Genomic DNA, 20,426 nt, shown 5'->3' with positions numbered 1-20,426 from the left:
CTCCATTTCTATTGTTTATAGCAGCTTGTTTAAAAGTGCAGCCATTGTCTGCATTTCTTCCAACGTCATCTTATTAAACATATTTTCCATGAGCCGATTAATTTCTTCTTGCGCTGTGGCTAAAATGTCTTTGCCTGTAGCGCTGATTTCCAACTGCACCACTCTGCGGTCCCGATGGCCCTCTGACCGGATGATATAACCGTCATCAAGCATTTTTTTTGTAAGCAGCGTTATGCCGCCCGTCGTTATGTTTAGGTCGTCCGCCAGCTTAGAGGGTCTTTGCGGGCCTTTGTCATTTAATATTCCAAGTATTCTAATATGACTTTTTGAAAGTCCCACTTGATTGTTCTGATTCCAATCCTTAATCCATTTCCGCTCCAGTATCTCGAAGGTTTGAAATAGCTTGAGGTAATACTCGAGTTTCAAATTCTCCATTTCCACCTGCATCCTCTCTATACCTTCTATCTATCTTATATATATCTTATAACTAAGCTATATTAAAGTCAAATACATCGTTATGGGTGGTTTCGAGCTTGATTTAGCAGAAAATGACTTGATTGGATTAAAAAACGATGTCATCCTAACGAAATTATAAGCACAGTTGGTGTTGTGAACATGTCCTATGTCTATTACAATATAATATGTTCTCAACTTAGTTACAGAAAGGAATTTGGCAATGAACAACCATTCCAACTATCAGGTCTTATTGTATTATAAATTTGTTGCGATCCCCGATGCGGAGCAATTCGCAGCCGAACATCTGGCTTACTGCAAGGAGTTAAACGTGCGAGGCCGCATTCTTATTGCGGACGAAGGCATTAATGGCACGGTTTCCGGAACGATTGAGCAAACCGAGCAATACATGCGAGACCTGCTCTCCAATCCGTTATTTGCCGATATGGTATTTAAGATTGATGAAGCTGATCAGCATGCATTCCCTAAAATGTTTGTCCGTTATAAAAAGGAGCTCGTTACTCTCCGCTACGACAAACCGCTTGACCCTAATACATTAACCGGAACGCATTTGTCTCCAAAAGAGTTCCACGACTATTTGCAAAGGGAAGACGTCATCGTGCTTGACGGCCGAAGCGATTACGAATACGATCTCGGACATTTCCGCAATGCGATCAGGCCTGATCTTAAAACCTTCAAGGAATTTCCGGAATGGCTTCGCGAAAATATGGCGGATATGAAGGACAAGCCGATCATTACTTATTGTACTGGCGGTATCCGCTGCGAGAAGCTGACTGGCGTCATGCTAAGCGAAGGCTTCAAGGATGTCTATCAGCTTGATGGTGGCATTGTCACCTATGGCAAAGACGAGGAAGTTCAAGGAAAGCTTTTCGATGGCAAATGTTATGTGTTCGATGAGCGGATTTCGGTGACCATTAACCGCACGGATGAAGCTGTCGTCGTCGGAAAATGCTATCACTGCGAAGCTCCCGCGGAAACCTACATTAACTGCGCCGATGATACTTGTCACCGTCAGCATATTGTATGCCCGGACTGTGAGGAGACCCATCACGGCTTCTGCTCTATGGATTGCGAGGAGCATGTGACAAGCGTTTAATGGGTGCTGAATATAAAAAAACTCTCTTTCCATTGCCATTAAGCGCAAAAGAAAGAGAGTTTTTTTGATTATGCTACGTTACGACTATTCCCACTCAATTGTAGCTGGTGGTTTCGAAGTAACGTCATAGACGATACGGTTCACGTTGTCTACTTCGTTTACGATACGAACCGAAATTTTCTCAAGCACATCCCAAGGGATACGTGCCCAGTCTGCTGTCATTCCGTCAATCGACGTAACAGCGCGGATACCTACGGTGTAGGAATACGTGCGGGCATCGCCCATAACGCCTACGCTCTTCATGTTCGGAAGCGCAGTAAAGTATTGCCAAATTTCGCGGTCGAGGCCAGCCTTGGCAATTTCATCGCGAAGAATCGCATCCGACTCGCGTACGATCGTCAGCTTCTCTTCGGTTACTTCGCCAAGCACGCGAATCGCAAGGCCTGGACCTGGGAATGGCTGACGCCATACGATGGCATCTGGCAATCCGCACTCGGAACCGACTTTACGAACCTCATCCTTGAATAGCGCTTTAAGCGGCTCTACAAGCTTGAATTTAATGTCTTCCGGCAATCCGCCGACATTATGGTGGGACTTGATCGTTTGGGCTGTAGCTGTACCGCTCTCTACGATATCCGTATACAGCGTGCCTTGCGCCAAAAATTCAAAGTCATCGAATTTATCCGACTCTTCTTGGAAAACGTAAATGAATTCGTTGCCGATAATTTTACGTTTTTGCTCAGGATCGTCAACGCCCGCAAGCTTGCTCATAAAACGCTCTCTTGCATCGATTTTGACAACCTTCATATCGAATTTGCCCACGAATGTTTCCATAACGCCTTCTGCTTCATCCTTGCGGAGCAAGCCGTGGTCAATAAACATACAAGTAAGCTGATCGCCGATCGCCTTGTGCAGCAAAATCGCAACAACGGAGGAATCTACACCGCCGGAAAGGGCGCATAGTACCTTCTTGTCACCAACCTGATCGCGAATATCGCGGATTGTATCCTCGATAAATGTCTCCATCGACCAGTTGCCGTCACAGTCGCAAATGTTGTAGAGGAAGTTGCGAATCATTTCATTGCCGAATACAGAGTGACGAACCTCCGGATGGAATTGCACCGCATAGAAGTGCTTGTCCGGGTTGCTCATTGCCGCAATTGGAGCATGCTCCGTGCTTGCGTCAACGTTGAAGCCTGTTGGCGGCTCTACTACGAGATCGCTGTGGCTCATCCATACGGTTTGGCGAGCGTCTAGGCCTTGCGTCAAACGGCTGTCCGGCGTAAAATCAACCTCTGCTTTACCGTATTCACGTTTGCCTGCGCGCTCTACTTTACCTTGCAATTGATGCGACATCAGCTGCATGCCGTAGCAAATGCCAAAGATCGGAATTCCCAGATCGTAGATTGCCGGGTCAACAAGCGGCGAGTTCGTTTCGTATACGCTGGCTGGACCTCCTGAGAACACAATCCCTTTCGGCTGAATTTCACGAATACGCTCAACCGATGTATTAAATGGCAGCAGCTCGCTGTATACGCCCAAATCACGAATGCGGCGTGCGATTAGCTGATTGTATTGTCCTCCGAAGTCCAGAACAATGATGATTTCATTTGGCTTGTTCATTACCGAGCCTCCCTCAATTAATGTAGTAATTATATATAAGGCGCTTTGAGCGAGTCAAGGCTGAGCGACGATAATCCTTCTTTTTTAAAGGAGAAGCGCCTCATATGGATAAAAAAGGTAGTATAAAGGCGGTAAATAGGACCTTCCATGACGGAAGGCCCCCCAACAAAGCTGCTGCGCTGCTTTAAGATTTAACGAGTGCCTGGAGCACATCGTCCAGCTTTTGGAATGGATGGGATGAAAAAAAGCAAGCAGTCGCATTTTTGATGGACTGCCTGCTTCTTTGGAGATGCGGAGCAAGCTGATGGAGCTGGCTTGCTCCGATTGGTTATGTGCGCCGCGCGGAATGCCTGCGGGCACATAATAGGGCGGCCGCTGCCGACAGCTCCTCCGGCAGCGGCGCTTGCCAGGCACGCCGCTGCCCATAGCGGGCGGCGTCATCCCAGGTGACGAAGCGCTGCAAGGCTTCGGCCTGGGAGGTGGGCAGCAGAGCGGCCTGCGCTGCTGCGTATTGCCTTGCTGTTTGCTGCGGCTGCCTTTTGGCTACGCAGCGGTCCAGCTGTGGCCAGATTGCCGCCGATACTGCGGCAAACTGCTTTTGGACGCCGGCGCTGCCGCGGTCCGGCGTCCCGCCGCGGGAGGCGGCGCTGTAGCGGCGCAGCGCCAGCCGCAGGCGCAGCCGCCTATGCTGCGCCGCAGCGCAGAGCACGGCTGCCAGCGCCAGCGCAGCCGCGCCTGCGGCGCCTTTAGCGGCGGGCGTCGCCCCCGCCGCTGCCTCGGCGGCGCCAAGCGCCGCACGCGCAAGGGCATCCGCCCCTTGCGCGAGAGCCGTGGCGGCCTGCTCAGCCGCCGCCACAGCCAGCGCTTGCGCGCGCTGCCCTATCGGGCGCGCAGCAGCGCTGGCAAAAGCTCCGGCGGCCCCTTCGCCGCCTGCCGCCGCACTGCCGGCTGTTCCCTCGCCGCCATACCCCGGCGTCGGATCAAAAGGCACCCAGCCTGCGCCTGGGAAGTACACTTCCACCCAAGCATGGGCATCCTTGCTTTTCACCTCATAGGCAGTCAGCTTTACTCCTGCATGGGCGGTATCCTTTCGTGTATCCGGCTGCTCCGAAGAAACGGTGCCGGGCGCAAAGCCCTTCACCCATCTAGCTGGTATGCCTTGTGTACGAAGCATAATGACCATCGCACTGGAAAAATGCACGCAATACCCTTCATGCTGCTTAAACAAAAAATCGTCCACGAAATCTGCTCCGCCTTTAGGGAGCGTACTATTTTCAGCCGAATAGGTATAGCTGCTTCGCAAATAAGTTTCAACCGCCTTCACCTGATCATAGCGGCTCGTTAATCCGCCCCCCGCTACCTCGGCTGCCAGTGCAGCAACACGGCTCGGCAGCGATTCCGGCAGCTGTAAATACTCGGCCAGTGCTTCCTTCTCTCCCGCTTGCATACCGCCACTGCGCAAGGCAGCTTCATCCATCACGGGAAGCAGCGTCTGAACGGTGTACCTATCTATAAGCACCTTATCCGAAGGGGCGTACAGCGTACCCGACGCTTCATTTTTTAAATAAGTGTTCAGCTTGCTTTTTGGCTCCGAGGAGGTTATATCCAGCAAAGTACCGGATGTCCCGCCCATAAAAAGCGGAAGGCCTCGCTCCGCCTGTTTAAGAAGCACCGTTTGAACGACGACTCGCTCTGGGCTGACGGCTGTCTCCGCGCCTGTACCTTGGCTTTTTATATCCCTGCCTTCTCCAGCCTCTGCACCTTTCACTGTACCTATCTTTATATCTGCATCTGTCTCTGTCTCTGTCTTTAGCGCTGTATCTGCCTCTACCTCTATCGCTGCCTCTGCAATGGCCTCTACCGCCTCACTTTCTTCCTTCACACTTCCCTCGCCATTAACGGACACAATCCGCTCTCCACCATTTTGAATAGGCAGCAGCGTCAAACGCTGCTCCGTTTCCTGCCACCCTTTACCGGTATAAAAGGCTTTCGTCTCCCCGCGCCAATATGTCCGCACAGGAGACAGCCCCGTAAAAACAATTCGTTCATCCTGCTTTAACGGAGCGCCTAATGTGCTGTCATCAAATCCATAGCCCGTGGAAGCGTAGCTGCCGCTTGCATCTGCCGAAGCCAGCGCAGCCTTCGGATTGCCGTGCTCCAGACCAAGCACATACTGCTCCAGCCTTGCGGTTAGCGGCTCCGTCCAAGCTGCGGGGCTATTTGCAGCGGATTTCCCTCCGGAAAGCAGAAGTCCGGCGCCCAGACACAGCCCCACAACAACGAAAGCGGAAGTCGACCAGCGATAAGTTGCTGTCTGCGCTTCCTCGCGGCTCTCTTCCCCCTGCAGCCTTCTCATCCGTGCGAACATGACTATCGCTCCAAGCAGCATGCCCTCCACCGTCACGCGCAGCAGCGCATTCAGCACATCCATGCCAAGCCATGCATGCAGCAAAATCAAATACCCTGCCGTTATGCCCGCCAAAGCCAGCCCTAGCTGGCGCAGCCAAATTAAAGCCTGCAGCGCGGGCACGAGCAGCGCAAAGCCGGTAAACAGCAGCAGCGCCTGCAGCTCTGTTGACATGCCCCATGCTGCTCCCATCCCGAAAAGTCCACCCACTTCCTCAGCAAAGCGGCTGGCAAAACCGGATGCCCACTCCAGCGGACCCACATCCGGGCCTTTATACAGACGCATCATGCTTGTAATGCCAATGACCGCATAAACGACAAGCATGATATACCAGGGCGCGCGCAGCAAGCCCGCTATAGCAATACAGCCTACAAATAGAATTAGAGGCTGAGCCACATCAATATAATAACGGCTGCCAGCCTCCGACCATGGAAGCATCCACTCGGCAAGCAGGCCAAACAGCAGCAAGCTCGTCCAAATGCGGTAGCCGAATGCCGGCTCCCCCTGCGCATTAAATATCGCCATAACGAATCCTTCCCTTCGTTAACTGCGGCTGTTCGTTCATCCGCTCCGGATATGTCAGCCAATAGGTGCGGACACCGAAGCTCTCCAGCCATTTCTGCTGCTCACGCATTGCAAAGGTAGGCGTGCTTTGCTTGATCAGCATATACAGCAGCACTTGGCAGCCCTGCTCCGCTGCTCGGGAGGCCAGCTGCCCCCAGCTTGCGCTATTGCGCCAATCGGCGGTGAAGCAGCGCAATATGCCGCCTCTAGGCATTTGGTCCAGCTCGCCGCTTACCCTTGCAACAAACCGGCCATTTTGCACCAGCTTCAGCCGTGCAAGCTGCTCCAGCACCGCTTGCATACTTTCAGTTGTGCTGCTGTTCCCATGTGCATCCGTTTCCAGCCATGCATTTAGCTCCGCGTTCGCTGAGCTTCCGGCCTCCCTCTCCTGCTGCTTATCCACTTCCGCTCCCGAAAGCATTCCAGCACCGCTATCTGGCTGTGCCGATGCTGATGGCTGTATCGATGCCACTTTCATGCCCGCCCCTGCTCCCGCTGCGCCATCGTCTATGACCGCCTGACCAGCAATGAGCTGCACCCGGTTTCCCGCCCTATGATCCTGCTCCAGCACACCGGCAGCCCAACCGGCGCAGGCATCAAAAAACCTTTCGTCGCTGTCATAAGCGCTTTCCGTGTTGTCGATCGCCATGAGCACCGATGGGCGATGAAGCGCTGTGCCATGCTCCTTCGTATGCAGCCCGCGTCCACGCGCAGCTACCCTCCAATTGACATGGCGCAGCGAATCCCCTTCCCGGTATGGCCGCATCTCTGGGCCAATTCCTGCCTGTTTGCCCGCATGCTGATGTTCAGACGGCTCACGCCCTGAGCCCGCCTCCTGAGCATCCATTTTGCCCGGGTCCAGCCTAATAACAGCCGCCAAACGGCTGCCCCGAAGCGCCGCCGCACCCGGAGCCGCTACAGCCTCTGGCAGCGCAGGAACCGCAAGCAGCCCGCTGCGGCAAGCAAACGTTCGGCTCACAGCCGTTAATCCTAAATAATCGCTCACCGTAACGGTAACCGCCTCAAAGCTGTGCTCCCCGCGCCGAATAAGCTGCGCCCTATAACTAAGCGCCAGTCCCGTTTCAAAATGAAGCTGAGCCGCATAGCGGTAGGAGACTCGTTCCTGCTTTGCCGTACTCCTATTGACCATCGTATCTTCAAGCGCCAGCCAAACGAAGGGAATAGGATAAGCTCGGTCCAGCATGAGCTGCACCCCTGCCTCTCCCCCATCGCGAATCTTGTCTTCGTCAAGCTGGCGGCTCACCTTTAGGCCCTGTACAGCAAGCCAAGGCAATCCGGCGCTAAGCAGCATGAGGCAGCCAAGCACGGCGAGCATAAACCACTCCACTGCCAATCCCCGCTGAAAAACAGCCGCAAGGGCCGCACACCATCCCGCTAGCAGGACCACCCATACTCCCCACCGCGTCCGGCCCAGCCTCTGCGATCCGAGCTCATTCTCCTCTTCTGCCGCTTGCTCATAACTCGCCGCTTTCGCTTGCCCTTCCCCAGCATCTCCTTGCCCGATCTGCACTGCCTCGTGATCCGCACTGGAAACCGCCATTAGCGCCGCCCTCCAGCAGCCTGCGGCAGCACGGCAGCTGGAAGCGGTGTAGTGTGCAGCAGTTGCCGTGCAAGCTTCGCTGCTGTCATCCGCCCCGGTGCTCCTGGATAAACCTCCAGCCGATGCGTCAGCACCGCTTCGCCTGTCGCCAGCAAATCATCTGGAAGCACATAACCTCTGCCTTCCAAATAAGCTGAGGCCTGCGCCGCTCTCAGCCAGTCCCTGCCGGCACGCGGGCTCATCGCAAGCGACAGCTCAGGCATTTTCCGCGAAGCGTCTGCCACTTGCACCATATATTCAATCAGGCCAGGATGCACATGGGCCAAGCGCACTTCCCGCTGCATCCGCAGCCATTCCTCCGGCATAAGCACGGGCCTGATTTTATGAGGCTCCTGCCGCTGCCCATCAGCATATTGCTCCAGCAATTGCTTCTCAAACTGCGGCTCGGGATACCCAATAGACAGCCGCATCATAAAACGGTCCAGCTGTGCCTCCGGCAGCCTGCTCGTCCCTTCAAAACGCAGCGGATTTTGCGTAGCAATCAGCATAAACGGCGACGGTAGCGGCCTTGTCTCTCCATCCACCGTAATCCGCCGCTCCTCCATCGCTTCAAGCAATGCAGACTGGGTACGGGGAGAAGCACGGTTGATTTCATCCGCCAGCACGACATTGCCCATGATCGGGCCTGTTACATACTTCAGCTCGCCTCGAGCCGCATCCCATACCGCTCCGCCGAGCACATCCGACGGCAGCATGTCCGATGTGAATTGAATGCGCTTGAACTCCCCGCCGATCACACGGGCACAGGCTTCTGCAAGCACGGTTTTGCCGACTCCCGGCTTATCCTCGAGCAGCACATGCCCACCCGCCAGCAGCGCGGTGAACATTTGCCTGACCAATTTTCTCTTGCCTAGCAGAACGCCTTCCACACGCTGAAGCATGCGATGAATAAGCACCTGCGGCAGCTCCTGACATACATCCGTCTCCTCTTGCCGAGCGGTAGATTGATATTTTGAATGAATCATCATTAGACAACCTGCCTTCCTCTCAAGCGTAAACGGCTGAAGCCGTCCTCTGGCGGCTAAGCTACCGTTTCGCGGGTGAAATATAAGCCATTATAAGCGTGTAACTTATAAATGCTTTTATTTTTAAAAATAAAGTCTTCTCTAGCATTTATTCTCGCCATGCTTCTCTCCATTTAGACCTGTTTCAAAGGGGAAAGATTGAATTTTTCGCTTCCTATCCCTTGCGCGGCAGCGATTCTAGCTTTTTCAGCTGCCATTTAGATGACACTAAACCTCTTGAATTTTCCCATAAATGCAAAAGGAAATCCCTCGCTTATAGAGAAATAATAGAATAGTCTCTAAACGGCTGAACAGGATAACAAGACGGCAGTAGACGTGCAGCGGTTTAGGAAAGTGTAAGCGTTTCACGTACCATTTTTGCTAGAAATATAGGAAAGATATGATTTGTTCATACCTTCTCTGTATTTCTACGCGAAACGGAACCTTTGCCGCCATAGGATGGCGACAGACGTTTACGCTCGAATGGCAAATAGTCCAGCACAGGAGGGATTAGAATGAACGTTTTGAAGGAGGTAGTTCTTACAGAGCGCGAAGCTTTTCACGTCGTAGGACTACAATGGGAAGGTACCTTTGCCGAAGCAGCAGCAGGCAGAATCAAAGACATTCAGAAGCAATTGCAGCAGCGTGTAACGGAAATCAACCATGTGCGGGAGCGCAATAAGCTGCTCGGGCTTTCTTTTCACACGACAAATACAGGCTTTACTCATTATGCGGCCGTTCAGGCAGAGGCAGTAGGCTGTGTGCCCGAAGGCATGTACAGTCTCTCTATTCCTCATCTGACGTATGCCACATACGATCATCACGCGAACGAAAACATAGAAGCTTCCTACAAATACGTGTATAACTGGATCAAACAAAACGGACATAGGCCGCTTTCGGATGGCTTGACGCATTTGGAATTTTATCCGATGGGCCGTGATCCTTATGCTCCTAACCCAAAATTTACCATCCTCATTCCGCTTGCAGAATAAGCTATATTACATCCATATTCCAAAAAAAGAGAAGGAACCGACCTGCGCAGCGCCGCAGTGTCCGGTTCCTTCTTTTGGCATGCTGGAAGAGGCTCCAGCTAGCAAGCTGATAGCCTTCCTAACGCAAGGAGGCTTGTTACTTCTGCTCAGCAAGCTGAACATACTGATAAAGACGGGAGCTATGAAGAAGCAATTGCTGCTCCTCCCCGCCTCCCAGCACCATTTTGCGCCCTTCACTGGCTACTTGCTTGAGCAGCGTAGACAGAAAGTCCATTTGCAAGCGGGCAGCTTCCTCCGCCTCCCGCTCCAGCCATTCGATATCCTTCAAGGCAAGCTGCGCGGTCCCACGAAGCAGCAGCTCCTCAAACCAGCTGCGCAGCCGCTGCAATCCATCGTAAACCTGCTCTAAAGCCATTCCCGCCGCTCCTTTTTCCAATTGCTTATTTGCCCTACATATCCAGCTTTAAGCTGATCAACTTCGTGTTATGCAAGAAACTGATCGGATAAGTCTGACCGCCCTCTATGCGCACAAATGCATAAAACTGTTCCAGCGATGCAGCTCCGTAACCAGCTTCCAAACGTTTGACGGTTTTTTCCCAATCCGCTTGATAAGGAAGAACCAGCTCCAACTGCTCGCCTGCTTCATCCTCTACTTCGAGAAAGAGGCTCTGCGAGCTTTTATCGAACCGATTCCCTGTGATTCGCGCCAGCTTAATTAAGACAAGCTGTTCCTTTACGTCTGAAAATAATGTCGGCTGCCCCACTCCAGCCTGCCGTAAAGCTGGCAAATCTGAGGTGAGCTGCCCCACATTAATTTCGTTAATGGATTGCCTTGCAACAAGCGTAAGGCTCGCTCCCTCGCCTGAGGATATTCTGCGCTCCTCGTTCACTTTAATGTGCTCGAACACCAGCTCTTCTCCCGCAAACTGGCGCATCGTCAAGCTCGCAAGCCAAGGCGAGTAGCCGGCATAATGCTTCGCAAATGAAAAATCACTGCCTTCATAATACACCGCGCGTGCGTCACTATAGGTGTATACCTGCTGATCATCGAGCCCGTACATATAATAGGTGATGCCCCGATAGCCTGAACGCGTCTCCCACGGATCGGCGCCGAGACCATACAGGCGCAGCTTGGGCAGCGCATAATATTTGCTGCGAAAAGCCCCGATAAGCTGCTCCTTCTGAGCAGCAGGAAGCGTCTCCCGTTCAAGCAGCTCCAAAGCAAGGTACAGCTTGGTGACGCGATCCAGCAGCTCTTGCATGGAAAATCGCACATGCCGGTTGAAAAACAGCGCAAGCTCCCCCTGAATGCCGCGCAAGCCGCGCTCCACGTCCGGCAGCTGGCCACTGCGTGCTGTGACAGCGAGCGTTTCCAGCTGTGCCATATACGACTGGGGCAGACGGGCAAGTCCCGTCCGCAGCATCGCAGTAAGCAGCTCTTTGCATTCCTTTACGGTATCTAGCGAAAAAGAGACCTTATACACTTTGCCGCGCAGTGCTTCCTGATCATCCAGCCCTTTTAAAGCGCGGTAACGCAACAAGGCTTCCAGCTTTAACAGCTCGCCTTCCCTCTCCTTTATTTTGCAAAGCGCCTTAGCCGGATTTGCTTCCTCGGTGAATGAAACCTCAGCTCCTTGAAGCTTGAGACAGACCGTAAGAAGCGCATTTTCTTCCACTTCCAGCTCTTCCGGGTAGCGCAGCCGAAACAGCACTTCCTCCACAAGGGAAACATTAAACGGTTTAATGAGTGGAGAAAGCTCGGCCGCCAGCAGCCAATTGAAGCGATCAGCATCTCCATCCGGCTGAGCTTCGCTGCCTTCTCCCTCTTTTTTCTCTTCGGAAGAAGGAGACGGCTGCTGCTGTTCGTAAAACATTATGGCAATCAGCACATGCTTGCATAAGCTTTCTGATGGACATGTACATTTCCAATTTGTCAGCGTATTTTCGAGTGTGCAGATCGTTCCATCATTTAACTCACAGCTGACGGATGCTTCTCCCCAAGCATATTTGACATCAATGCCTTTGCCGATATCCTTTAACGCCCGATTATATAAGCCTTTATTCGAATGCCGAACCAAATAATCCTCAGTACACAGCTTGGCAAACTGCTTAAAGCTCGTTTCAAATGCGGCGGCTGACATGCTAGCGTCCTGATGCCCGCAAAATATCATAGATCGTTTCACTGAATACACGACCTGGAATTTTGCCCAAAGCTAGAGCCGGAATATCACTGTAATAGCTATATTGGCCTTTTCCATTCGCATGGAATTGCAGCTGCTCCAGTGTAATGTCTTCCAATCCTTCGTAATAGGTGATGCTAGTCCCGCTAAAACGCAGCTCCGCAAGCCAATCGCCATAGTCCTTGTACAGCTCAGTATAATAGCCGCCATCCTGAGCATGGCCCTTGTACCAGCCAAATTTCTCAAGCGCCTTAGGGAACGCTGTAGGCGAAAACTCAGATCCTGGCAAATCCTCGTATACCGTGCTTTGCTGACTTTCTTCTGCCACCAAATGGATTTGGCGATTCAACTGTTCAAATGGCTGCTTAATCTCATAATCGTCCAGCTGTGATTTCCAGCCCTCAAGCGTTTCCTGATCCAGTTCAAGCGGATGAATCAAGCCGACTTTCACACCCTCAGCGAGCTCGTATTCGTCTTCATCTACCGTGTTAAAGGTGCCGTCCTCCATATAACGGAACGTATCCGTGAGTTCACCTTGCTCATATACGCCCCAGATGAGGCCAACAGCAAACTTCTGCATGACGATATTGCCCACGAACAGGGCCGTCCATTCTTCGGCGGTCCATAATCGCTGCTTGGACAGCGACTCTTCCAGCCGCTGCGCTTGGATTGCCACCATCGTTTTCAAATCTTTTTTAAGTAAATTGAAGTTGGCCTTCGCTTTCGCAGCCAGCTCCGCATCATCCTTTTGCCCAGGCGCAGGTAGGCTTTTGAGCGGTTTGCCCGTTTCTTCATTGATGACGATAACCTCCAGACTCCGGTTCACCTTCACCTGGAAGGTACGCTCGCCATAGCTGAATGGCTGAGCGCCCTTATCATCAAAGCCAAGCGACGTGACCAAGCGGTCTTCGAGCTGCTCTGGTGTAAGTCCTTGATTTTCCGCTGCCAACTGCAGCGCCTCTTCAGCCGCACCCTTCACCTGGCGGTTTTTGACGGTTCGCTTGATCTTGTCAATGGCCATTAATGCGGCAGGCTCGCTTAAATAAGATAAAGCCTTGACCGCTTCCGCCGCCATTGCGCCGCGGCTATTTTCCGTCCATTCCTTAATTTGCGGAACTAAAATTTGTATAAGCCTCCGGTCACCGAACAATGCGCCTACATACAGCACCCATTTTTCCTTCGCAGGCGCTTCGCTTTGAATCCACAGCTGAATGAGCTCCGCTGCGAAATTTGAAAGTGAATCGCTGTTTACATAAGAACGCAGCTCGTTCAAGCGCTCATTCGGAGCCGTCGTATGATCTATCGATTGAAGCAGCAAATACGACTTGATTCGGTCATCTACCTGCTGCCCCTCCAAATCCATTAATGCAGGCAAATCGTTCACAGACAGCCAGCTGAGGCGGGCTGTTTTTTTGGCATCCGCTTGCTCTGCAAGCGCTGCGTGCGCATGAGCAGGGCTTAAATCGGCCGTATCCAGCAAAATTTGAATGAGCGTGCGCCAGTCTTCTCCTTTTTCCGTTGACAGCAATTGCTCGTAAGCGTCCTTGCACCCCTGAACGCTGCGCAGGGCGTCCAGCACCAGCTCTTTAATCGCTGCTTTTTTCTCGGTGCGGTAAAGGGTTAAATACAACGTTTTATCTGGCACTCGGCTGAATTCAGCCAGCGCAGCTCCGCTTGCCTTCTTCGATGAATCCAGCAGCCCCGCACGGATCGCTTCCGTCAGCTGTTCAAGGGTCAAAGCATCGCGATCCTCAAAAGCAATTTCGAGCACTGTCAATCGGGAATCTGTAGGTAAATTTTTATACTGCTTCAATGAGTCCGTCAAATTATTCCTAATAATGGACCGATATTCGGATTGCGGCATCGAACGGTAGTAATAATCTCTCATGCCATTAAGCATCAGCAAGCCCGAAAGCAGGCGCTCACGGCTCACCTCAGCATCTTCCCCATAAAGCTCCAGCAGCTTTTGTCCGCTAAACGAATTGGAATGGTACATTTCCGACACGAGAGTCAGCGCATCGCATTCCGGTCGAGAAATCAAAATGGCCAGCCGCCTTATATAAGGCGAATCGGGAGGCAAGAAGCTAACGGCTACAAGCAGGCTTTGGCGTTTGCTGTCCCGGTTCCTTGGGTCAAACAACGAACGATTCGTTTCATCCTTCCAGTAATCCTCGAAGGAGGTTTCCCCTTCCAAATAACGGGCGAGAAACAGGCCATGACGTCCTCCCTCCGATTGTCCCCTTAATACGGCGAATACGGCCTGCGTAAGTGTGCCAGCTTCATCCGGCAATGCGATCCCGCCATCTGTGAGAACCTTATGCAAATAAGCTTTGTAATACGCCGAACGTAAAATTTCATAAGCACGCAAAGCTTGATTCGGCACACTAAGCACATAGCTTTGCAACGCGCTCCACGGCACCGTATAGCTATTCAGCTCTCCGCTTAGCCGTTCAATTAACTCATAAGGCTCCTGGAAAGGAACGATGCCCTCCAGCAGCTCGTCCGGCTTTTTGGCACGTCTGTCAAGGGCAAGCAAATGCTGGCGGACTTCAAGGGGATATACTTCATGCAGCGTTCTGACTGCATCAAGCAGCGCTAAGCCTACATCCCCCGGCTCGTCCAGAAACAGCTGCTTGCCGCCTTTAACGTTAATGACATATAACAAAGCGCTATGAATCTGGGTCAATGTCCGATTAAATTGGAGGCGGGAAACTTCTCCGTTCTCCTGTGCTTGGAGATCAGGATAGTGAGCCGCAAGCGCTTTTTCGCGTTGGCCTGTTATAAAATCTACACTCAGCTCCCGAACGGAATGGTTTTCCTTTGCTTTGAACGAATACGCAATGATCGGCTTCACTGCAGCATTCAGCAGCTCGCGAAGCTGCTCCGTATTTTCAGCCAATACCGCTTGCAATATTTCCGGAAACTCGCTCGCGAGTCTTTGGCTGTTAAATTGATGGGTAGATGTATCATCAAGCAGGGAATACAGCTTCAGCAACAGCAGCGTATTAATAATAACGCCTGTATCTCCAGCATCCTTTTTGCCAAAATTGCATTTGCCAACCCTGCTTTTCAGCTCATCCATAATCGCCTTATCCCCGGCAAATTTATGTATTTTCTCCATTCGTGGCAGCAACGACTGCAAGCGCTGGCTTCCCGCTTTGCTTTTTCCCGCCAGCCCTATAGCATAATGCCCGTCGCCCAAGCAGATCGCGAGGCTGTATCCCTGCCAATAATAGCTTCGGCTAGCATTGAGTCCCATTCGCAGCATGAGTGCACCTGCACGAAAAAACACATCGCTGTCATCCTTCTTCGCAAGCTTCTCAAACAGATCCATCGAACGGTAGGCATATTGCATGGAATCAGGCAGCAAATCCGGGAATTGCTCTGCTTTGCCCATCACATAATCGATAATGATTGCGCTGCGGTCCGTGTTCTTCGAATACTCCTGCGAGAGTGCTTCTCCAAACTTTTCAACTAAGGCTTCAACTTCACGGTTTTCCGTTATCATTTTCCGAATCCTCCCAAAAATTAAGTTATAATATCGCCGATCCAGTCGGCCAGCTCATTTGGTGTAATCGCCGCGACTTGCGCCCCCATATTGGTGAGCGTCTGCGCCGCATGTTTGTTATAAACAGAATCCCCGTTAAAATCGAGTGCGGTCAGCACCAGCAGCTTGCAGCCTGCGTCCAAAATATCTTTGCAAGCCTTATACATATGTTGAATCGGATAACCTTCCTCCAGATCGCTGACCAAAATGTAAATCGTTTTGCCAGGGTTTTCAATCAATGTCTCGCCATAGCGCAGCGCTTTGGCAATATGCGTGCCGCCGCCCAACTGAACATTCATCAGCAGATCAACGGGGTCCTCCAGCCTGCTCGTTAGATCAACGACCTGGGTATCAAAAATAAATAAGTGCGTACGTAGTGCATTCAGCTTGTAAAAAATACTCGCCATAACCGAGCTGTAAATGACCGAGTCCAGCATGCTCCCGCTCTCATCCACGCCAATAATAATGTTCCATTTGTTATGCGGCTGCACATTGCCGTCAAAATATAGGCGGTCGATCACAAACCTGCCATTTTTGCGGTCATAATTTTTCAAATTTCTAGAAATGGTTTTCTTAAAATTCAAATTGCGCAGTGACTTCACAGAGCTGCTCGCGTAACGGCTGCGTTTGCCAAGTATGCTCGCTTTCGCCTGTGATTCGAGCTTCTGACGCAGATCCTCCACTACCGCACGAACGATTTCCTTAGCGCTTCTTAACACATCGCCCTTCATCCGACCTTTGAATTGCAAGATGTTCTTGAGCAGATTCATGTTAGGCTCAAGCGATTGAAGCAGCTTCTTATCCGTCAGCAGCTCGGTCAGCCCATAACGGTCGAGCGCCTGCTTCTCCAATATTTCGACCGTCTGCTTCGGAAACAGCTCCCGCACCTTATGCAGCCACTTGGGAACAGTAAGCTCTGAGGCACCCCGCCCGCCTGTTTTCCTGTAGCCCTGCTCCTCGCCATATTCGCGATCATACAAATAGGCAAGCAGTTCATCCATTTCCGTATATGAAAAATGTTCAGGCGAGTAGCCTTCGGCTTCGCATAAGCCTTCCTCAGCAGCCTCTCCGAGGATGAGCCGCCACCGATTCAAAGCCTCAGCCGACGTGCGGCCGCTTGAAGCGGCGGGAGCATTCGTGACTTGCGCCATATCCTCATGCTCATGCTCATGCTCATGCTCATGCTCATGCTCATGCTCATGCTCATGCTCATGCTTGTGTTCACTTTGTTCATCCTGCCGGTTCATATCAGCTTCCATGCGGCAAACTCCTTCCGAATGGCTTCATCCAGCGCCTTGGCCTGCACTAGCGTCTGCTCATCGATAGGCGGACGCTCCAGCTCTCCCGGCTCTGCTTGATGCAGTGCAGCGACTCGCTCTGCGATCAAGGATGTCTCCATTGGCGTAAAATAGGTGAACGCGAGCCGCAGCTCCGGCACCATCGCAATAAAATCATCAGGAGGAAGCTCTTCGATTAAATAATTTAATTCGCCGAGCAGTTGATCATCATATAAAAAAGCATCGCGCGCGATTGCAAACATCCCTTGCAAATATTTCGCCGTCTGCTTGGCCTGATCAGGCGTTCCGCGAACGTAGCTTCTAGCACGCTCGACCATCTCTTCACGCGTTCTGTCTCCAAGCCCTGCTAATATAGCGATCACCACGCCCTCCAGTTGCGGGGAGAGCTTCCGGTCCGACAGCAGCTCGCTCAAATGTCCTCTGAATGTAGCATTCTGAAAATGCGGTTCAGACGACTCCGCCAGCAGCTTAAGCCCTTGTATAATCGCTGGATGCTCATCCGAATGGATGGCTGCAAGCCCCAGCAGCTTATCTACCGCGTTGTTATAAGCCTCTGCTACGAGCAGCGGCAGCTGTTCATCTGCTGCAAGTCCCAGCAGTCTGCCATGCTGGCGCAAACGATTTAATACCGTAAGCGTTTGGCACAACGACAGAAAATTACCGTCTTTGCGCAAAGCAGCCTGCACCTGCTCATATAATCGCCTCGCTGTATCCTGCAAGCCCATAAGTAGAGCCTGCAGCAGCGCATTTGCGATTTCGCCGCTATGATGATCGGGAAGCTCCTGTATCCGTTCCCCGATTTTGCGTGCTGCCGCCTCCTTGATCGTTCCTCCATACAGCGAGTTTTCGATTAATCTCGCCTCAATGCGGGACGAATACGCGTAGACCCAAGTTTCACGAACGAGATTCATATGCCGATAGGCGACCCAATCCGGCCCAGACTCCCGGACTGCAAAATCAGGAACGAGGAAGCTCGCGCATTGCAGCAATTGGCTAAGCAGACGATGCTCTGCCTTGGCGTACAAATCAAGCACCTTCTTGTGCTTGCCGGTCGTCTTAATGTGAAGCCCTGACGCGGAGCAGCGATTTTTAAAATCCTCCACAATCGGCACCGTAAACGAATTGGGAGCTACAATGCCGATTTTGTCCCCAGTCAGAAGCAAGCCCAGCTCTTCAAGCGGCTTGTCCGTTGCCAGCGTCCGCTCCCCTTTCACGAAGGAGGAGAGCGCGGCATCTAGAAGCTCGTATACTCCGCCTTCTCTTTTGCCACGTAGCACGGCGAGCCCTTGAATCATGCTGTACGCCTCAATAGCGTCACTCGTCGATACCTCTTCATGACCTTTGCGAAGCTTGCCCATCAGCTCCGATAACAAGGCAAGCGCTGTTTGGTTATAGGGCTCTGCTTTATTGTGCAGGAGCTTATTCCATATAAGCTCATAATAGTTCACATAAGGCATCCCGCTCGCATATCCATTCAAGCGATCCGCTTCTTCGAACGTGTAGACCATCGGATACAGCTGCTGATGAATAGCTTCGCCGCTTTTCCGCTGCTGATCCTGCTGCTGCACCTTGAGCGCTGACCCGTCTGATTGAGCAGCTTCAAGCAGCCCATACGTGTGAAATCCGCCTGTAATGACAAGGACACGATCATGCTCAGACGCAGCCTGCTTAATACGTTCCTTCATATAGGCCTCTCTCGCCAAATCGCCAGAAACGCGAAGCTGTTCCTTCGAATAGCACATGCGGGATAATGCACAATAAGTAAAAACATTTTGCACAAAAGCTTCTGTCGTTGCTGCTTGTCCTTCGATTTCGAACAGCTTTTCCCACAGCTCATCAAAGCTGCGGCAGTTCATTTTACGGCATAAACGATTAATAAAATCGGAGCCGGCTAGCAGCGTTTCATCCTGTATGGACTTCTCCTGCTTCTCGGCTTCCGCTCTAGCTTCGTGACTGTAGTCCAGATCGATAAACGCCGCCGGTATGCCGAGACGTGCCGCTTCTTTCATGCCCACATACTCCGGGGAGTAGCTCAGAAGCGGATAATAGCAAGCCGATCTTCCGCCTTGCTCGTCCTCATAAGTACAATACAGACTGACGGGCGTCTCCGTCGCCTCATCTGCAAGCACCGGAATGAGCGGAGTTCCGCTCGCTGGCCCTTCGATCAAAATAATACTAGGCTTATATTGCTTAATCACCTTAAGCAGATGAAAGGAGCAAGCTGGACTATGATGGCGAATGGGAAAATAAACGGTGCCGCTGTTCAGATTAAACACCTGCTGATCAAATAGGGACGGCAGATTCTTGTCAGCCTCGCCCGTTAACCAATCCATTTTCTTTCCTCATAGTAGTCCTTCCATATCACATCTTCCTTGGAGCGTTCTTTGACGACCTTGGAGAAGTAGGTTTTCAGGATGGACAAATCCTTCTCATTTTCCTTGGCAATCGTTCCGAGCATATTTTGCACGAGCCGATCAAGCGAAATCGATTTATTTTCATAATAATAGGAGGTCATCGCGCTTTGAACATAGACAGAAACCGCTTCTGCCGTGCTCATGGAGGCTGCGGGAATGTCGATTTTGTAGCCTTCGCGCGTAATGCCGGAGCGCAGCTCCATAAATGTCGTCGCCAGCAGCTCGACCACATTCAGGTCAATTTCGGCGTCAACGCCGCTATGCATAAGCAGGCTGCGGGCCCCATTTTCAATAATTTTCGCTTCCATCTTCATGCTGCTGACAGGCTTGATCGTCTCGAAGTTGAACCGGCGCTTCAAGGCGCCGCTCATTTCGTTGACGCCTTTGTCGCGAATATTCGCCGTTGCAATGACGTTGAAGCCGGGCTTTGCAAACAATACGCCGCCGTCCAGTTCAGGGATATTCATCACCTTGTCGCTCAAAATGCTAATCAGGCTGTCCTGCGCTTCCGCTGGGCAGCGGGTAATCTCTTCAAAGCGGGTCATAATGCCCTGCTTCATTCCGTTATATAAAGGTGCTGGCACAAGCGCAGCCTCGGATGGACCTTTGTCCAGCAGCATGGCGTAATTCCAAGAGTATTTGATCATATCCTCCGTCGTCCCAGCTGTTCCCTGAATCGTATTCAGGCTCGTCCCCGATATGGCCGCTGACAACAGCTCGCTGAGCATCGTCTTCGCTGTACCTGGATCTCCAACAAGCATTAAGCCCCGATTCCCTGCCAAAGTGACAACGGCCCGTTCAATCAGCACATCGTTTCCGTAAAATTTGCGGGTAATTGCGACTTCTTTGCCATCTAATATAGCTGGCTTATCCCGGCCAATTATAAAGTCGCGCACATAGGCCGGAGACAGCAGCCACTCGGGTGGACGTTTTCCAGTATCCTCTTCACGCAGCGCCCGCAGCTCTGCTTCAAATAACATCTCAGCTGGCGGCTTAATCATATCCATCATTGTGGTCTCCCTTTCGCAAAAACAGATCATATGTTCTTATTTTCTTATATAATACCATAGCACACGCCGTTCATTCAAAATATTGGACAAAAATGGTTGTTTTGAACCATTCAATTAGCACCATCGGGCTAGGTTTTTCGCTATGAAATAGGTAACATCATTGAGAGTTAGTTTGGGATTATATGTATTCATACTC

Annotated in this window: 13 protein-coding genes; 2 read left to right on the top strand and 11 right to left on the bottom strand. The window is 51.7% G+C overall.

Annotated features, from left to right (window positions below; translation table 11 throughout):
• Positions 1–15 precede the first annotated feature (15 nt).
• The gene (locus MHB80_RS04355) at positions 16–435 is read right to left on the bottom strand and encodes a MarR family transcriptional regulator (RefSeq protein ID WP_341281023.1); all 420 of its coding nucleotides are present in this window, start codon (positions 433–435) and stop codon (positions 16–18) included.
• A gap of 241 nt (positions 436–676) precedes the next feature.
• Here MHB80_RS04355 and MHB80_RS04350 point away from each other — a divergent pair, with 241 nt between their 5' ends.
• Positions 677–1,570, top strand: a complete 894-nt coding sequence (locus MHB80_RS04350) for a rhodanese-related sulfurtransferase (RefSeq protein WP_341281022.1) — start codon at positions 677–679, stop codon at positions 1,568–1,570.
• Positions 1,571–1,654: 84 nt separating this feature from the next.
• Here MHB80_RS04350 and guaA read toward each other — a convergent pair whose 3' ends face one another.
• From guaA to MHB80_RS04330, 4 genes are all read right to left on the bottom strand, one after another.
• Positions 1,655–3,193, bottom strand: coding sequence for a glutamine-hydrolyzing GMP synthase (gene guaA, locus MHB80_RS04345; RefSeq protein WP_341281021.1), 1,539 nt, complete (start codon positions 3,191–3,193; stop codon positions 1,655–1,657).
• A gap of 328 nt (positions 3,194–3,521) precedes the next feature.
• On the bottom strand, positions 3,522–6,125 hold the full coding sequence (locus tag MHB80_RS04340; protein WP_341281020.1) for a transglutaminase-like domain-containing protein: 2,604 nt from the start codon (positions 6,123–6,125) through the stop codon (positions 3,522–3,524).
• On the bottom strand, positions 6,112–7,725 hold the full coding sequence (locus MHB80_RS04335) for a DUF58 domain-containing protein (RefSeq protein WP_341281019.1): 1,614 nt from the start codon (positions 7,723–7,725) through the stop codon (positions 6,112–6,114). Before MHB80_RS04335 ends, MHB80_RS04340 begins: the two co-directional genes overlap by 14 nt.
• Positions 7,725–8,753: a MoxR family ATPase gene (locus MHB80_RS04330; RefSeq protein ID WP_341281018.1), complete on the bottom strand. Its 1,029-nt coding sequence runs from the start codon at positions 8,751–8,753 to the stop codon at positions 7,725–7,727. Before MHB80_RS04330 ends, MHB80_RS04335 begins: the two co-directional genes overlap by 1 nt.
• 551 nt (positions 8,754–9,304) lie before the next feature.
• Between MHB80_RS04330 and MHB80_RS04325 the strand changes: the two genes are divergently transcribed.
• Positions 9,305–9,781, top strand: a complete 477-nt coding sequence (locus MHB80_RS04325) for a GyrI-like domain-containing protein (protein WP_341281017.1) — start codon at positions 9,305–9,307, stop codon at positions 9,779–9,781.
• Between the two features lie 136 nt (positions 9,782–9,917).
• Here MHB80_RS04325 and MHB80_RS04320 read toward each other — a convergent pair whose 3' ends face one another.
• From MHB80_RS04320 to MHB80_RS04295, 6 genes are all read right to left on the bottom strand, one after another.
• Complete coding sequence (locus tag MHB80_RS04320) at positions 9,918–10,196, bottom strand: hypothetical protein (protein ID WP_341281016.1); 279 nt, start codon at positions 10,194–10,196, stop codon at positions 9,918–9,920.
• A gap of 34 nt (positions 10,197–10,230) precedes the next feature.
• Positions 10,231–11,922 (bottom strand): hypothetical protein, encoded by a 1,692-nt coding sequence (locus MHB80_RS04315; protein WP_341281015.1) that lies wholly within the window; start codon positions 11,920–11,922, stop codon positions 10,231–10,233.
• 1 nt (position 11,923) lies between these two features.
• Positions 11,924–15,469 (bottom strand): DUF4132 domain-containing protein, encoded by a 3,546-nt coding sequence (locus tag MHB80_RS04310; protein ID WP_341281014.1) that lies wholly within the window; start codon positions 15,467–15,469, stop codon positions 11,924–11,926.
• 20 nt (positions 15,470–15,489) lie between these two features.
• Entirely contained in the window at positions 15,490–16,659 is a 1,170-nt protein-coding gene (locus MHB80_RS04305; protein ID WP_341282860.1) for a VWA domain-containing protein, read from the bottom strand.
• A gap of 92 nt (positions 16,660–16,751) precedes the next feature.
• Positions 16,752–19,139, bottom strand: coding sequence for a DUF5682 family protein (locus MHB80_RS04300; protein WP_341281013.1), 2,388 nt, complete (start codon positions 19,137–19,139; stop codon positions 16,752–16,754).
• The gene (locus tag MHB80_RS04295; RefSeq protein WP_341282859.1) at positions 19,127–20,227 is read right to left on the bottom strand and encodes an AAA family ATPase; all 1,101 of its coding nucleotides are present in this window, start codon (positions 20,225–20,227) and stop codon (positions 19,127–19,129) included. The genes MHB80_RS04300 and MHB80_RS04295 overlap by 13 nt, the downstream gene beginning before the upstream one ends.
• Positions 20,228–20,426: the final 199 nt, after the last annotated feature.

Source organism: Paenibacillus sp. FSL H8-0537, from assembly GCF_038051995.1.
In the GTDB taxonomy this organism is placed as follows: domain Bacteria; phylum Bacillota; class Bacilli; order Paenibacillales; family Paenibacillaceae; genus Pristimantibacillus.
This window is presented reverse-complemented; position numbering and strand designations above follow the sequence as displayed.

Coding starts and splice junctions, on each gene's coding strand:
- MHB80_RS04355 (WP_341281023.1), bottom strand. CDS start 435: ATGGAGAATTTGAAACTCGAGTATTACCTCAAGCTATTTCAAACCTTC.
- MHB80_RS04350 (WP_341281022.1), top strand. CDS start 677: ATGAACAACCATTCCAACTATCAGGTCTTATTGTATTATAAATTTGTT.
- guaA (WP_341281021.1), bottom strand. CDS start 3,193: ATGAACAAGCCAAATGAAATCATCATTGTTCTGGACTTCGGAGGACAA.
- MHB80_RS04340 (WP_341281020.1), bottom strand. CDS start 6,125: ATGGCGATATTTAATGCGCAGGGGGAGCCGGCATTCGGCTACCGCATT.
- MHB80_RS04335 (WP_341281019.1), bottom strand. CDS start 7,725: ATGGCGGTTTCCAGTGCGGATCACGAGGCAGTGCAGATCGGGCAAGGA.
- MHB80_RS04330 (WP_341281018.1), bottom strand. CDS start 8,753: ATGATGATTCATTCAAAATATCAATCTACCGCTCGGCAAGAGGAGACG.
- MHB80_RS04325 (WP_341281017.1), top strand. CDS start 9,305: ATGAACGTTTTGAAGGAGGTAGTTCTTACAGAGCGCGAAGCTTTTCAC.
- MHB80_RS04320 (WP_341281016.1), bottom strand. CDS start 10,196: ATGGCTTTAGAGCAGGTTTACGATGGATTGCAGCGGCTGCGCAGCTGG.
- MHB80_RS04315 (WP_341281015.1), bottom strand. CDS start 11,922: ATGTCAGCCGCCGCATTTGAAACGAGCTTTAAGCAGTTTGCCAAGCTG.
- MHB80_RS04310 (WP_341281014.1), bottom strand. CDS start 15,469: ATGATAACGGAAAACCGTGAAGTTGAAGCCTTAGTTGAAAAGTTTGGA.
- MHB80_RS04305 (WP_341282860.1), bottom strand. CDS start 16,659: ATGGCGCAAGTCACGAATGCTCCCGCCGCTTCAAGCGGCCGCACGTCG.
- MHB80_RS04300 (WP_341281013.1), bottom strand. CDS start 19,139: ATGGATTGGTTAACGGGCGAGGCTGACAAGAATCTGCCGTCCCTATTT.
- MHB80_RS04295 (WP_341282859.1), bottom strand. CDS start 20,227: ATGGATATGATTAAGCCGCCAGCTGAGATGTTATTTGAAGCAGAGCTG.